Source organism: Acinetobacter sp. GQ146, assembly GCF_059758585.1.
The window spans coordinates 419,060-434,535 of the sequence record NZ_JCAXDV010000001.1; the positions used below are offsets into that span (position 1 = coordinate 419,060).

The 15,476-nt window shown below is 43.4% G+C and carries 15 protein-coding genes; 8 read left to right on the forward strand and 7 right to left on the reverse strand.

Annotated elements, in window-relative coordinates:
- Nucleotides 1-41: 41 nt before the first annotated feature.
- From AC6CHI_RS01955 to AC6CHI_RS01980, 6 genes are all read right to left on the reverse strand, one after another.
- A complete protein-coding gene (locus AC6CHI_RS01955) occupies nt 42-965 on the reverse strand; it encodes a CysB family HTH-type transcriptional regulator (RefSeq protein ID WP_498119203.1) in 924 nt (307 codons plus the stop codon).
- A 50-nt stretch (nt 966-1,015) separates the two neighbouring features.
- The gene (locus tag AC6CHI_RS01960) at nt 1,016-2,077 is read right to left on the reverse strand and encodes a sulfate/molybdate ABC transporter ATP-binding protein (RefSeq protein ID WP_498119204.1); all 1,062 of its coding nucleotides are present in this window, start codon (nt 2,075-2,077) and stop codon (nt 1,016-1,018) included.
- Between the two features lie 14 nt (nt 2,078-2,091).
- Nucleotides 2,092-2,982: a sulfate ABC transporter permease subunit CysW gene (gene cysW, locus AC6CHI_RS01965; RefSeq protein WP_498119205.1), complete on the reverse strand. Its 891-nt coding sequence runs from the start codon at nt 2,980-2,982 to the stop codon at nt 2,092-2,094.
- On the reverse strand, nt 2,979-3,812 hold the full coding sequence (cysT, locus tag AC6CHI_RS01970; protein WP_458890725.1) for a sulfate ABC transporter permease subunit CysT: 834 nt from the start codon (nt 3,810-3,812) through the stop codon (nt 2,979-2,981). Before cysT ends, cysW begins: the two co-directional genes overlap by 4 nt.
- Nucleotides 3,813-3,886: 74 nt before the next feature.
- A complete protein-coding gene (locus AC6CHI_RS01975; RefSeq protein WP_498119206.1) occupies nt 3,887-4,492 on the reverse strand; it encodes an RBBP9/YdeN family alpha/beta hydrolase in 606 nt (201 codons plus the stop codon).
- 30 nt (nt 4,493-4,522) lie between these two features.
- Entirely contained in the window at nt 4,523-5,533 is a 1,011-nt protein-coding gene (locus AC6CHI_RS01980; protein WP_498119207.1) for a sulfate ABC transporter substrate-binding protein, read from the reverse strand.
- Between the two features lie 159 nt (nt 5,534-5,692).
- Here AC6CHI_RS01980 and pabC point away from each other — a divergent pair, with 159 nt between their 5' ends.
- From pabC to AC6CHI_RS02000, 4 genes are all read left to right on the forward strand, one after another.
- Nucleotides 5,693-6,505: an aminodeoxychorismate lyase gene (gene pabC, locus AC6CHI_RS01985; protein WP_498119208.1), complete on the forward strand. Its 813-nt coding sequence runs from the start codon at nt 5,693-5,695 to the stop codon at nt 6,503-6,505.
- Between the two features lie 7 nt (nt 6,506-6,512).
- Nucleotides 6,513-7,577: an endolytic transglycosylase MltG gene (mltG, locus tag AC6CHI_RS01990; protein ID WP_498119209.1), complete on the forward strand. Its 1,065-nt coding sequence runs from the start codon at nt 6,513-6,515 to the stop codon at nt 7,575-7,577.
- A 3-nt stretch (nt 7,578-7,580) separates the two neighbouring features.
- Nucleotides 7,581-8,180 (forward strand): dTMP kinase, encoded by a 600-nt coding sequence (tmk, locus tag AC6CHI_RS01995; protein WP_498119210.1) that lies wholly within the window; start codon nt 7,581-7,583, stop codon nt 8,178-8,180.
- Nucleotides 8,181-8,265: 85 nt separating this feature from the next.
- A complete protein-coding gene (locus tag AC6CHI_RS02000; RefSeq protein ID WP_498119211.1) occupies nt 8,266-8,703 on the forward strand; it encodes a PaaI family thioesterase in 438 nt (145 codons plus the stop codon).
- A 51-nt stretch (nt 8,704-8,754) separates the two neighbouring features.
- On the opposite strand, the gene nadB is transcribed toward AC6CHI_RS02000, so the two are convergent.
- Nucleotides 8,755-10,404, reverse strand: a complete 1,650-nt coding sequence (gene nadB / locus AC6CHI_RS02005) for an L-aspartate oxidase (protein WP_498119212.1) — start codon at nt 10,402-10,404, stop codon at nt 8,755-8,757.
- Nucleotides 10,405-10,632: 228 nt separating this feature from the next.
- On the opposite strand from nadB, the gene AC6CHI_RS02010 reads away from it, so the two are divergent.
- From AC6CHI_RS02010 to lepB, 4 genes are all read left to right on the forward strand, one after another.
- The gene (locus tag AC6CHI_RS02010) at nt 10,633-12,012 is read left to right on the forward strand and encodes a Do family serine endopeptidase (RefSeq protein WP_498119213.1); all 1,380 of its coding nucleotides are present in this window, start codon (nt 10,633-10,635) and stop codon (nt 12,010-12,012) included.
- A 171-nt stretch (nt 12,013-12,183) separates the two neighbouring features.
- Nucleotides 12,184-12,642: an acyl-CoA thioesterase gene (locus AC6CHI_RS02015; protein ID WP_458890717.1), complete on the forward strand. Its 459-nt coding sequence runs from the start codon at nt 12,184-12,186 to the stop codon at nt 12,640-12,642.
- A gap of 166 nt (nt 12,643-12,808) precedes the next feature.
- Nucleotides 12,809-14,626 carry a translation elongation factor 4 gene (gene lepA / locus AC6CHI_RS02020; RefSeq protein WP_498119214.1) on the forward strand — a complete coding sequence of 606 codons (1,818 nt, stop codon included), beginning with the start codon at nt 12,809-12,811 and terminating at the stop codon, nt 14,624-14,626.
- Between the two features lie 21 nt (nt 14,627-14,647).
- Nucleotides 14,648-15,475 (forward strand): signal peptidase I, encoded by an 828-nt coding sequence (gene lepB / locus AC6CHI_RS02025; protein WP_498119215.1) that lies wholly within the window; start codon nt 14,648-14,650, stop codon nt 15,473-15,475.
- Nucleotide 15,476 lies beyond the last annotated feature (1 nt).

Consider the following 15,476-nt stretch of genomic DNA (forward strand, 5'->3'; position numbering starts at 1 on the left):
AAGGAGATAATCCTTAGATTATCTCCATTCCATATTGTTGCTTAGTCTTCAGGATAAGCGATTTTCTTTAATGCTTTAATATCGGTTTCAGGCGAGCAAAGGGAAATAAACTCGTAACCATAGCCACGGAGTAAATGGCCTTTACGTACTGCAAGCCATGTGGTGTTGATGCCAAAAATATCGGTTTGGATTTGCTTTAAGCGGTAGTCACGTTCAGCATCATAAGCCACGTTATTGACAATCCCGACCCCCATACCGAGCTCTACATAGGTCTTGATGACGTCGGCATCAAGCGCAGACATGACAATATCAACATTTACATGTGCTTCTTCAAAGGCTTTGTCGATTTTAGAACGCCCCGTAAAACCGCCATGATAGGTAATTAACGGATATTGTGCTAAATCGGTCAGTTCAATTTTTTCTTTTTGTGCCAATTCATGTTGTTTAGGCGTAATAATGCAGTGCTGCCAGTTATAAAACGGCACGCTAGCTAAATTTTCTTCTGTAGTGAGTGATTCGGTAGCAATACCAATATCGGCTTCACCTTGTAACAACATTTCAGTAATTTCAACAGGGCTGGCTTGTTGCAAAATTAAATGCACTTTCGGGAATTCTTTTTTAAATAAATTCACGATCGGTGGCAATACATAACGCGCTTGGGTATGTGTGGTGGCAATGGTTAAAGTGCCTTCATCAACTTTATTAAAGTCATCTGCTAAGCGTTTAATGTTGTCTGCATCTACCAGCATGCGTTCTACAATTCCGAGCAGGGCTTGTCCTGGCTCGGTTAACCCCAGTAGACGCTTGCCTTTACGGATAAAAAGCTGTACCCCTAATTCATCTTCTAGATCTTTAATATGTTTACTGACCCCAGATTGAGAGGTGTATAAAGCCGCAGATGCTTCGGTTAAATTGAAGTTCTGTCGCACTGTTTCTCGAATAATTCTGAGTTGTTGGAAATTCATTTCTCTATACCTTAAAGCGGGTGAGGTGGCGATGCCTCACCTAAATGTCTCTATGCGACTTGATTTTCGAATAAGTGTAATGCAGTTGCGCTTAACCAAACAGTTTGATTTGGTCTAAATTGATGTAATTTTGACTCTTCTGGGCTAAGCGTAATTTCAATCAGGTTGCCTTGGCGGTCTTGTAACTCGGCCAAAACTTTGCCTGCAATCCAGATTTCACGTAAAAACGTGGCTTGAATGGCATTGTCTTTGGGCTGAGTATGAATGCGTAATTCATTCGGGCGGGCAAAGGCTACAACATTGCCATGCGGTGCATGTTTTGCTGTATCTAAGTGAATACGATCTTCACCCAGTTGAATAAGCCCTTGATGGTGGTGACCTTCAAAACGGTTGGCTTGACCCAAGAAGTCGAACACAAAGGGGGTTGCGGGTTGTTCATAGACCTCACGCGGGGAGCCGATTTGTTCAACATTACCTTTGTTCATCACCACGATTTGATCGGCCACTTCTAGCGCTTCCTCCTGATCATGGGTCACAAAAATCGAGGTGATATGTAGTTCATCGTGTAGGGTACGCAACCAGCGACGGAGCTCTTTACGGACTTTGGCATCCAGTGCACCAAACGGCTCATCAAGAAGTAATACTCGGGGCTCAACCGCTAAGGCACGCGCCAAGGCAATCCGTTGACGTTGTCCGCCCGAAAGCTGTGCGGGGTAGCGATCTGCTAAAAAGCCAAGCTGAACCAAATCTAATAATCGAGTGACCCGCTTCTTAATCTCTGCTTCGGAGGGACGTGTTGCACGAGGACGTACCCGTAACCCAAAGGCAATATTGTCATACACGGTCATGTGACGGAATAGCGCATAATGCTGAAACACAAAGCCGACTTGGCGCTCACGAACGTGAATATCCGTTGAATCTTGGCCTTCCAAAATAACTTGTCCAGCATCAGCAGATTCTAGACCTGCAATAATGCGCAGTAGTGTCGTTTTACCGCATCCTGAAGGGCCTAACAAGGCAACCAGTTGACCTTCTGGAAAGTCTAAAGAGATATTTTTAAGTGCATGGAATGCACCAAAGTGTTTTTCAATATTTTTAACTTGAATACTCATATGCTTATGCCTACTTAATTTGTTGAATTGCTATTGATCTGGTTTTGCTTTTCCTGACGGAACTCGACCCATGTTTTTAAAATCAGCGTCACAATGGCCAGTAAAGCCAATAAGGAAGACACAGCGAAAGCCGCACTAAAGGTGTATTCGTTATATAAAATTTCGACATGTAGGGGCAAAGTATTGGTTTCTCCACGAATATGTCCAGAGACCACGGAGACCGCACCAAACTCACCCATAGCGCGGGCATTACACAGGATGACCCCATAAATCAGACCCCATTTGATGTTGGGGAGCGTTACTTTCCAAAAGGTTTGCCAACCTGAAGCACCAAGAACTATCGCAGCTTCTTCTTCCTCTGTCCCTTGAGCTTCCATCAGCGGAATCAACTCGCGGGCAACAAAAGGAACGGTAATGAACACGGTTGCTAGCACAATCGCTGGAACGGCATACAAAATCTTGATGTCATGATCGAGTAACCAGTTGCCCATCCAGCCTTGTGTCCCAAAAATCAGGACTAACATTAATCCGGCAATGACAGGGGAAACCGAAAATGGCAGGTCAATTAGGGTGGTCAAAATCGACTTTCCACGAAAATTAAATTTAGCAACGGACCATGCTGCAGCCACACCAAACACAACATTGAGGGGTACTGCAATTGCTGCTGTTAATAAGGTGAGTTTTACCGCAGATAATGTGTCTGGATCGATTAAAGCCTGAAAATAAACCGCAACGCCTTGCTTGAAGGCTTCAACAAAAACCAGAATCAAAGGCAGGATTAAGCAGCTTAAAAAGAAGATTAAGGCAATACTGAGTAAGGTGTAGCGTACCCAGACCGGTTCACGGGTCGCGTCACGAGACTGTAACTGTTGTGCTAGGGCATGACTGTTAGTGGCTAAGCTCATATTGCAGTTCTCCCTGTACGACGACTTGCCCATGCTTGTAATAAGTTAATTAAAAACAGCAGGGCAAAAGAAATTAACAGCATCACGACGGCAATGGTTGTTGCACCGGCATAATCGTATTCTTCTAAACGCGAAATAATCAGCAACGGTGCAATTTCAGTTTTAAATGGCTGATTACCCGCAATAAAAATCACAGAACCATATTCACCAACGCCGCGGGCAAAAGCCAACGCAAAGCCTGTGAGCAAGGCAGGGAACAAAATGGGTAAAATCACTTTGCTCACAATTTGCAAACGGTTGGCGCCTAAAGCGGCGGCTGCTTCTTCTAGCTCGGTTTCTAAGTCACTTAAAACCGGTTGAACGGTACGGACCACAAAGGGTATACCAATAAAAATCAGGGCAAGGGTGATCCCGATGGGGGTATAGGCCACTTGTATTCCTAAAGGATCCAGATATTGTCCAACCCAGCCTGTAGGTGCATAAAGTGATGTTAGGGCAATACCTGCAACTGCTGTTGGTAAGGCAAAGGGTAAATCGACCAAGGCATCGACTATGCGCTTTCCAGGAAAATGGTAACGAACCAGACACCAAGCGAGCAGTAGTCCAAAAATCACATTGATGACAGCTGCAATGAGGGCTGCACTAAAGCTAAGTTGTAGCGACTTTAAAATTCGCTCTGAACTTAAAATTTCCCATAAACCTGCCCAACCAATATCAAGCGATTTGATAAAGACTGCTGAAAGTGGAATCAGCACGATTAAAGATAAATAAGCGAGGGTAAAACCTAGCGAAAGTCCAAACCCAGGCAGCACTCGGGATCGCTGCGACATGAAAATTCCTCAAAATTCGAGCAAACTGATTAAGAAAAATCAGTAAAAAATCAGTGAATTAAATTATGCAATTGCTATATCGCATAGTTAAGAAAATGGGGGTAATCATCCGACCAACGCATTCGTGACCGAGATGGTTCAGGAATCAGATAGTCATAAATTTCAGGAAAAGGCCCAAAGCCAGATGCCACATTAATATGACCCACTTGCCCTAAATTGATCGGTTTCAATTTCCAGTGTTGGGCCAGTTGCTGAGCATCTTCAAAGCTTAACCACGGATCATTTTCACTAATCAACAAGCTGGTCGGTACATGGATTTTGAAGTTTTGAAAATGGGCCTGATAATTCTGTTTGCTGTCTCGGGCAAAACCCGCTTCGCCAAAACGTGCGGGATTGGCAGGTGCAACCAGAATCAATTTTTTCACCTGTTTGTTCAGTTCAGGATGGAGTGCCAAAGCCGCAACCGTAGTTAAACAGCCGAAACTATGCGCGACGATTTGTACTTCACCTTGAATGGGTTGCAGCGTCTGTACAAATTGCTCAACCCAGTGTGGCAAGATGGGGTGGTTCCAGTCCGTCTGATGTACACGGGAGCTAGACATGAGGTTGCGTTGTAACCACGATTGCCAGTGCTGTGCTTCACTGCCACCTACACCCGGTACAATTAGGGTATGAATCATGACGATGCTCCTGTGTAATTGAATAAGCGCTTATTTTGTGTTGTTGGCTTTGACGATCTGATCGAACACACCACCATTTTCAAAATGTTGTTTCTGAACTTTGGCCCAGCCGCCAAACTCTTGATCAATCGTGACCAGTTTTAACGGTTTAAAGATATGTTGGTACTGCGCCAACGTGGTGGCATTACGTGGACGATAAAAATGTTTGGCGGCCAGTTGTTGCCCAAGTGGTGAATACAAGAAGTTTAAGTAGCCCTGTGCCAAATATTGTGTGCCATGCTTGTTGACATTTTTTTCAACAATCGCGACTGGGGGTTCAGCCAAAATAGATAAAGATGGCGTCACGATTTCAAATTTTCCCGGTTGCTCACGCACCGCAAGGTAGGCTTCATTTTCCCAAGCGAGCAAGACATCCCCAATCCCACGTTCTGCAAAAGTGGTGGTTGCACCACGTGCACCTGAATCCAGTACTTTGGTGTTTTTATAGATTTGACCTACAAATGCTTGCGCCTTGGCATCATTTCCATTGGGTTGATGTTTGGCCCAAGCCCAAGCCGCTAAATAATTCCAGCGAGCGCCCCCTGACGTTTTCGGGTTCGGGGTAATAATGCCGACATTCGGTTTGACTAAATCACCCCAGTCTTTAATGCCTTTGGGATTGCCTTTACGCACTAAAAACACAATGGTGGAGGTGTAGGGCGTTGAGTTTTGTGGCAACTTTTTCTGCCAGTCTGTTGGGAGGAGCTTGGCTTTTTCCGCAATTACATCAATATCGGCAGCCAGTGCCAGAGTGACTACATCAGCTTCAAGTCCATCGATGACTGCGCGGGCTTGTTTGCCAGAACCGCCATGCGATTGTTTAAAATTGATGTCTTGACCTGTACGGCTTTTCCAGTATTTACCAAATTGAGTGTTGACATCACTATACAGTTCACGTGTTGGATCATAGGACACGTTCAGAAAGTCACGTGCTGATGCATTGACGGATGTAATTGAAATCAGTGCAGCGATGACCCCGAGTTTTAAAGTAGAAAAACGCATTTGTTGCCTCAATAATTTGTGTGCTTATGTCATGAGGCAAGAATAGCCTTGAGTTTTTTGCAAAAAAAATAATAAAAAACGAATTTGATATGAATAAAAAAGCAATAAAATTTAAACTAGACTCCCTACACTACGGCAGGGTCAAGAGGACAGATCAATATGCTTTGTTTTAAGAATGCGCAAGAAGTGAAGGAAATTGCACTATTAGACCGTGCATTTCACTATGGCGATGGCTGTTTTACTACGGCACGTATTGTCGATAATAAAATTGAGCTAGAAGCCTTGCATTTCGCGCGTTTACAACAGGCGTGCGAACGTCTGTTTCTGCAAGCAGATCTGGCCCAAATTGAAAAAACCTTGCTGCAGATGCAGCAGCAGTTTTTGCATCTGAACGGGACGTTAAAGGTCGTGATTAGCCGTGGTGAAGGGCAACGGGGCTATAGTTTGCCGCAACATCCAGCAGATGTCTGGGTATTTTTTTATCCTAAAGCGATTGAACCGTTCCACTATGAGCAGATCCAAGCAGGAATATTGCAGACAGCAATGGGCTTAAGTATGCCGAACTTGGTCGGGATTAAAAGCCTGAATCGCTTAGAGCAGGTCATGCTGAAGCAAGAGGCAGATCAACAGGGCTGGTTAGAAGCGTTGGTGTTGGATGTTCAAGGTTTGATTGTAGAAGGTGTAAGCAGTAATTGCTTCTTTCGCATAAATGACACATGGATTACGCCTGAACTTCGTTATAATGGCGTGCATGGTGTGATGCGTAGCGAGATTTTACGACGCATGCAGCAATCTGGCATTGCTTGTGAGCAGCGCTTGGTGGATTCGGAAGAAATATCGAATTTTCAAAGCTTGTTTTTTTGCAATGCGTTGCAGCCTATGAAAATTGCCACAATGCTTGATCAGCAAGCATTAGCGGTTGAACCCTGTATTGAGCTTTTTAATACTTTACAATTGAATCAGATCATCTAGCCTTATTATGAGCAGTAAACCTAAACCGAAAAAAAAACCTGCAAAGAAAAGCACACAAGCCACGACAGCGTTATATAAAAAACGCGGCGTTTGGTTTGTTTTAGCTGTTATTGTTGTTATCGGCATGCTGTGGTCGAGCTTATTTAAGGCTTATCCAGTCGAAGGGAAAAAACAGCTTTTGGCCATTGGGCAGGGCGACTCTTATTCGGGTTTAATTGATCGTTTATCTAAAGAAAATAAGATCCATTTTCCATTTATTTTAAAGCTCTATCAAAAAATAATGATTCATGACACCTTAAAAGCAGGTGTCTATGAAATTCATCAAGGGATGAGTGTACGTCAGGTCTTGGAATTGATATCCAATGCCGAAAATGCGCAGATGAACCGTATTTTGGTGATTGAAGGCACCACGTTTAAGCAACTTGTTGAGCAATTACAACAAAATCCGATGGTGAAAAAAGAAGTTTCGACTTTATCCCAAGCCGAGATGTTGCAGGCCTTAAATATCCCCTTTACTCATCCTGAAGGTTTGTTTGCACCTGACACCTATTTTTTCAATAAAGGTGAATCGGATAAGAAGATTCTGACCGATTTGTATCGCCGTCAAATGAAAAATCTAGATCAGGCATGGGAAAATCGGGCACCAAATTTACCGTATAAAGATAAATATGAAGCGCTGATTATGGCGTCAATTATTGAAAAAGAAACCAGTATCGACAGCGAGCTAGAGCAAGTTTCAGGTGTGTTTGTACGTCGCTTGCAAAAAGGCATGCGTCTGCAAACCGACCCAACTGTGATTTACGGGATGGGAGATCGTTATAAAGGCAATATTACCCGCCAAGATTTAAGAACACCGACGGCTTATAACACCTATACCATGAATGGTCTGCCGCCTACACCGATTGCTTTACCGAGCAAGAAAGCCATTGAAGCGGCCATGCATCCAGATAATGCCGACAATATTTATTTTGTCGCGACCGGCAATGGCGGACATAAATTTAGCGCGACACTGGAAGAACACAATCGTGCGGTGCAAGAATATTTAAGCGTTTTAAAATCGAAACAGGAGTGAGGCATGTTTATTAGTTTTGAAGGCACGGAAGGTGTCGGGAAAACCACCCTGATTCGTAAAATACATGAGCATTTTCAACAGCAAGGTACCGAAGTGGTGCTGACGCGTGAACCGGGCGGCACCCCTATGGCCGAACAGATTCGCAGCTTGCTGTTGGCCGTCAATCACGATGAACTCATGTCCAATGACACTGAATTGCTACTGATCTACGCGGCTCGAGCGCAACATTTGCAACAGGTGATTGTGCCTGCATTAGAAGCGGGCAAGATGGTATTGTGTGACCGTTTCACCGATGCCAGTTTTGCCTATCAATGTTCAGGCCGTGGTTTAAACCAGAGCAAATTAAATTTATTAAATGATCATTTTGTTTCGCATATGCCGAACATTACCTTTTGGTTGGATGCACCAATTGAAACGGGCATGGCGCGTGCACGTGAACGTGGTGCACTCGATCGTTTTGAGCAAGAGAAAGTCAGTTTCTTTGAGAAAGTCCGTGCAGGTTATCAAAGCCTATGGGAGCAACAGCCTGAGCGGATCAAGCGCCTCGATGCGACACAAATGCCAGATCAGGTCTTTGCCCAAGCTTTGTCGTATTTAGCCTAATCCTTGATCGAATTTCCTAGTGCCGATCATCCTATTATCTTTTATAGTGATGATCGAATAGGGAAATTTGGGAAGCGATCAATTAATGAATGTGCAAGTGAAGCAAGCTGAAATTGTTCAGTTTTTAATGCAGCATTTTCCGCAAAGTTTAGAAAAATGTGAAATTGAATCGATCACCGAGCGTGGAGCAACGGTCATTTATCATATTGATGATCGGGATTTACGTCCAGGAGGGACGGTGTCAGGTCCTACCATGATGACTGTGGCAGATTATGCCTTGTATATCGCGATACTGGGGGAGATTGGTCTTGTTGGGCTGACGGTGACCACCAATCTAAATATTAATTTTTTGCGTAAGCCTGCGGCTTCACAGGATTTACGCGGCGTGTGCAAACTCATGAAAGTGGGCAAAGCCTTGATTGTGGGTGAGGTTTGGATTTATTCAGCCCATGAAGATGAGCCTGTGGCACACGTCACGGGGACTTATTCTGTGCCTCCGCAGCATGTAGCTGCTATAGGCTAAGCGAGTCATCTCTGGCACAGTTTTAGCGACTGTGCCAGAAATTTTAATGACTTATACCGCTTCTTGCGCATTGACCAAGGGAGTTTCCACTTGGAAATTAGGTGGCGTCAGTACGGTTTTACGTAATTCAGGTGCTAGCTCAGGATAATCCAAGGTAAAATGTAAGCCTCGCGATTCTTTACGTTCCATCGCACAGCGTACAATCATTTCCGAAACCAGAACCAAATTACGCAGTTCAATCAGATTTTTGCTGACTTGATAATCTTCGTAATATTCGGTGATTTCACGTTTCAACATTTCAATACGATGCAAGGCACGCTGTAAGCGTTTCGTGGTGCGAACAATCCCGACATAGTTCCACATGGTTTGGCGTAACTCATCCCAGTTTTGTAAAATCACTACATCTTCATCAGGATTCATGACTTGGGAATCATCCCATTCAGGTACTTGTGGAGATTGATAATTTTCGACAAATGCTGCTGCAATATGCTCTGCCGCACTCATGCCATAAACGAAACATTCTAGGAGTGAGTTACTGGCCATACGGTTAGCGCCATGTAGGCCGGTATACGAGGTTTCCCCAATGGCATACAAACCTTGCAAATCGGTCTGGCTATGTTCATCAACCACAACCCCACCACAGGTGTAGTGCGCAGCAGGAACAACAGGAATCATTTCCTTGGTGATGTCGATGCCCAGTTCAAGTAAACGTGCATACAAGGTTGGGAAGTGTTCTTTTACAAAGGCTTCAGGTTTGTGAGTAATATCCAGCCACACATGACGGATACCCAAACGCTTAATTTCATAGTCAATCGCACGAGCCACAATATCACGCGGTGCCAGTTCGGCACGTTCATCAAAGCGCAACATGAAGCGTTCACCATCTGGTAGGCGTAAGTAAGCGCCTTCACCACGCATTGCTTCAGTAATCAGGAACGAGCGTGCTTGTGGATGGTATAAACAGGTGGGATGAAATTGGTTAAATTCCATATTGGCAACCCGACAGCCAGCTCGATAGGCCATGGCAATGCCATCACCAGTCGCAATGTCTGGGTTAGAGGTGTAGAGATAGGCCTTCATTGCTCCGCCACATGCTAAAGCGGTAAAGGGTGCTAAGAAGGTATGGACCTGTTCGGTTTTTTCATCTAAGGCATAAAGCCCCAAAGCGCGATTGTTCGGTTCATCTAAACCGAGTTTTTGTGAGGTAATTAAATCAATCGCGATATAGTTTTCAAAAATCGTAATATTGTCTTTTTCTTGCGCCCGTTGCACCAGAGTCGTGGAAATAGCACGACCGGTTGCATCTGCTGCGTGAATGATACGACGTTGCGAGTGACCGCCTTCACGGGTTAAATGCAGTTGAGCCTGTTCATCTAAAGTAAACTGCACGCCATGATTTAACAGAAAGTCGACCGAAGGTCGTCCACCTTCAACCGTATGTTTAACTGCGTCAAGTTCACATAATTGTGCCCCCGCAATCATGGTGTCATCAATATGCTGTTGAATAGAATCCGTTTCATCCAAAACAGCAGCAACCCCGCCTTGCGCATAATAGGTACTGGCATCAGTGAGGGTTGATTTTGCTAAAACTGCAATATTGAAATGATGAGGTAATGACAGTGCTAAACTTAAACCTGCGCCACCACTGCCCACAATAATCACATCAAATTGATGCGTTAAGCTTAAATTAGACATTTCCATCAGCTAATTTTAAAAAAAGTTTGATAATGACACCGCTTTTTTACATAAAAGGCAAGTGTAAATTGGTCGAGTCTTATCAGAAAAAGCAATCAAGTTCCTATAACTTTATCTAAAAATAAGTGCTTGTTTTGCTAAAACATAATTGAACATATTATTACGCAAGAGTAACAAGTTTTATGATAAAAATTTTTTGTCTAATACGTAACAATAATTGAGTGAATGAGCTTTATGAAAAGTGGCTATCTACAAAAAGGAATGTATGCTGCTGTGTTTACAATAGCAGCAGTACAAACTCAAGCCGCATCAGCAGTAGATTTTTCAAACTTGGTTGAGCAAGTCAGTCCTGCGGTTGTGAGTGTGAATGTGGTCAAAAAAATGACCGAAGAAGAAATCTTACAACAACAAGTTCCAGAAATTTTAAAACGATTTTTCGGTAATCAAGTGATTATTCCACAGCAACAAGTCCCGCAAGAAAAGACCGCTTATGGCAGTGCCTTCTTTATCAGTCGAGATGGTTATCTGCTGACCAATCACCATGTGGTGGAAAATGCCTCTAAAGTTACGATTAGGTTGAATGACCGCCGCGAGCTTGATGCAACAGTGGTTGGAAGTGATGAACGTACCGATGTGGCATTATTAAAAGTGAGTGGCGGTCAATTTCCTGCATTGAAAGCGGGGAATGTTGATCAACTCAAAGTTGGTGAGCCAGTTTTAGCGATTGGTTCTCCTTTTGGTTTTGATTATTCAGCTTCAGCGGGAATCGTCAGTGCCAAAATGCGTAATATGATGGGAGAAACCTCCGTTCCATTTATTCAAACCGATGTGGCACTCAATCCAGGGAACTCGGGGGGACCTTTATTTAACCAACGGGGTGAAGTCGTTGGCGTGAATTCACGGATTTTCAGTGGTACGGGCGGCTATATGGGCTTATCTTTTTCCATCCCGATTGATGTGGCCATGGATATTGCCGATCAGTTGAAAAAGAATGGCAAGGTCACCCGTTCATATTTGGGGGTGATGATGCAGGATATTGATCGTAACCTAGCAGAATCCTACAATTTACCTAAGCCAGAAGGCGCTTTAATTGCCGAAGTCAAACCGAATTCTCCTGCTGCGAAAGCAGGCGTGAGAGCTGGGGATATCATCCTAAAATACAATGGGATTTCAATTTCTCGAACCTCAGAACTATTGAATTATTTGAACCGCTCTGTGCCGAATCAAACCATTCAGCTCGAAGTGTTGCGTGATGATAAACATCGTAATATCACTGCAACGCTCACGTCTGCACCTGATGATACACCTGCAAAAGCACAGCAAGTTTCTGAAACTTCAGGTCCAAAAATTGGCGTCGCGATTCGGGATTTGTCCGTTGCTGAATTGTCACAACTCAATATTCAAGGTGGCGTACTCATTCAAGATGTCATGCGTGGCGGTGTAGCTGCGCAGGCACGAATTTTACCGGGGGATGTCATTACACAATTGAATAATAGTCCTATTAATAATGCTAACGACTTTATTAAGACGGTTTCAGGCTTGAAAAAAAATACGGTAGTGCGTGTTTCTCTTATCCGAGATGGGCAACGCGCTATTGTCGGGATGCGAATTTAATCAACCCGATGGGATAAAACTCTTTCAAACTGGTCAATGCCAGCCTATTCAGTTTAGACTGGCATTTTTATTTGTCTGATGATCAGACCCTCTAGCAAGCGACAATATTTAACAGCGTATAGACGTGGTTTGCAGACTTAAAGTAAAACCATGACAAGGACGAAGTAGTTCATGAGTGCAATTTTTGATTTGAATTTAACGGTACAGCCAAAACATATTGATGCTCTGGGGCATGTGAATAATGTGGTGTATGTACAATGGATGCAGGATATCGCTTCTGCACATATCAATCATTTAGGCTTGGGGATTCAACAATATTTAGAATTAAAGCATGCCATGGTGGCGGTGGAACATCATGTGCAATATCGCAAAGCTGCGTTATTGGATGATCAGCTGGTTTTACGAACTTGGTTAAGCGACATTAACAGTATGTATCTGTTTCGTCAGTATGCATTTTATCGACCTGCGGATCAGGCGGTATTATTTATGGGACAAACGAAATGGGCCTGTGTGGAAATAGCGACGGGACGACCAAAAAGAATTTCTCCAACTTTTTCACAAGCGTATCAGCCTTTAGATGCGCAGATTAATCCATTAGATTTTAGCCTCAGCTATACATTTGCAACATGAAGGAGCTGCTGTTTGTAAAATAACCAGTCGTAAAAACCCGTGCGTTTCAACGAATTTATCACTTTTTCATTTTTGCAATCTGTTATAATCGGCAGCAATTTGTTTAACCGCTTACGCTTAGTACCTCTGCTTAGTACTTGGCACTATTTTTTTCTTAAGGTAACTCATGGCGCAAGCTAAAAAATCCGTTGATATCAATAACATCCGAAATTTTTCGATTATTGCTCACATTGACCATGGCAAGTCAACATTGGCTGACCGTTTTATTCAAATGTGTGGTGGTTTACAAGATCGTGAAATGCAAGCCCAAGTTTTGGACTCGATGGAGTTAGAACGCGAACGTGGGATTACCATTAAAGCTGCATCTGTAACCCTGTACTATACCCATCCAAATGGACAAGAGTATCAATTAAACTTTATTGATACGCCAGGACACGTCGACTTTTCTTATGAAGTTTCTCGTTCTTTGGCTGCCTGTGAAGGTGCGTTACTGGTGGTTGATGCTGCACAAGGTGTTGAAGCGCAATCGGTAGCGAACTGTTACACCGCAATTGAGCAGGGACTCGAAGTTCTGCCAATTCTAAACAAAATTGATTTACCGCAAGCTGAACCAGAGCGTGTAATTCATGAAATTGAAGAAATTATTGGCATCGAAGCGACGGATGCACCGACCTGTTCTGCAAAAACAGGGCTGGGTGTAGAAGGTGTTTTGGCGCGTTTAGTCGATGTGATTCCGGCACCACAAGGTGATCGTGAAGCTCCACTTCAAGCCTTAATTATTGATTCATGGTTCGATAACTACTTAGGTGTCGTATCTTTAGTTCGTATTAAGCAAGGTCGTATCCGTAAGGGCGACAAAATGTTGGTGAAATCAACGGGGCAAACCCATCCTGTCACGTCAGTCGGGGTATTTAATCCGAAGCATACCGAAACGGATATGCTTGAAGCGGGCGAAGTCGGTTTTGTGATTGCGGGGATTAAAGATATTTTTGGTGCGCCAGTGGGTGATACCATTACCCTTGCTGCAACGCCTGAAGTCGCTACTTTACCAGGTTTTAAAAAGGTTAAACCGCAGGTTTATGCAGGCTTATTCCCGATTGATTCCAGCGATTTTGAACCATTCCGTGAAGCTCTGCAAAAATTGCAAATCAATGACTCAGCCTTATTCTTTGAACCTGAAAGTTCAGATGCCCTAGGTTTTGGTTTCCGTTGTGGCTTCTTGGGAATGTTGCATATGGAAATCGTTCAAGAACGTCTTGAACGTGAATATGACCTTGATCTGATTAGCTCTGCACCAACGGTGGTCTATGAAGCATTGACCAAGAAAGGTGAAATCATCTATATCGACAGCCCATCGAAAATGCCAGATGGTTCAACAGTTGAAGATTTACGTGAACCGATTGCAGAGTGTCATATTTTAGTACCGCAAGAATATTTGGGTAACGTGATGACCTTGTGTATTGAGCGTCGTGGTGTGCAAAAAGACATGAAGTTCTTGGGTAATCAGGTTTCGATCACGTTTGAAATTCCAATGGCTGAAGTGGTCATGGATTTCTTTGATAAGTTGAAATCGTGTTCTCGTGGTTTTGCATCTTTGGACTATAACTTTGTCCGTTTTGAAAGCTCTTCTTTGGTGAAAGTAGATGTCTTGATTAACAGTGAAAAGGTTGATGCCTTAGCCATGATTTGTCACCGTCAAGATGCACGCCATCGTGGCATTGCCTTGGTGGAAAAAATGAAAGACCTCATTCCACGTCAAATGTTTGATGTCGCGATTCAGGCAGCCATTGGCGCTCAAATTATTGCGCGTTCAACGGTAAAAGCCATGCGTAAAAACGTATTGGCGAAATGTTATGGTGGTGACGTTTCACGTAAGAAAAAACTTTTAGCGAAGCAAAAAGAAGGTAAAAAACGCATGAAGCAAGTGGGCAGCGTAGAAATCCCACAAGAAGCGTTCCTTGCTGTGTTGAAAGTAGAAAGATAAGAATTAGAGGTCGTATAGCTCATGGATTTTGATTTTAATTTAATACTCGTGCCTGCCACACTGATTTTTTTTCTGGTGTGGTTATTAGATAAGTTTGTTTTTAAACAAAGACAAACCAAAGGCAGGGGAAATGAAAACTTCATCATCACATGGGCCTACGATTTCTGGCCAGTACTTGCAGTCGTATTGGTGTTGCGATCATTTCTTTATGAGCCATTTAATATTCCGTCAGACTCTATGGTACCAACCTTAGAAACTGGAGATTTTATTTTGGTAAATAAGTTTGATTATGGTGTGCGTTTACCGATCGTGAATAAAAAAATCATTGATGTGGGTGAGCCTGAGCGTGGTGATGTGATTGTTTTTCGTTACCCACCACAACCGACCATTAGCTACATTAAGCGTGTAGTCGGTTTGCCGGGCGACCATATTATTTACGATCATGGACAGTTGACGATTAACGGGCAAAAAGTTGCTAAAGTACCGGTGGAATTTAGCCGTGAAAAAGATGCTTTAGATACCCCAACTTCAATTTATCATAAAGAAACGTTGGGTCAGCATACCTTTACCATGCGTGAGCTGGAAGGGGTGAACGTAGCACGCCAGGCACCATTTATTAATTATATTGAAAATGGTAAATACTCAACTGAAAATGGTTTATATTGGGAAGTAAAAGTTCCTGAAGGGCACTATTTTGCGATGGGGGATAACCGAGATCAAAGTGCGGACAGTCGCTTTTGGGGATTTGTGCCTGAAGAGAACTTAACTGGGCGAGCATTCTATGTGTGGATGCATAAAGAGCCTGGCTTTAAGCTGCCGTCATTTAGCCGTAACGGTAAAATTGATTAAT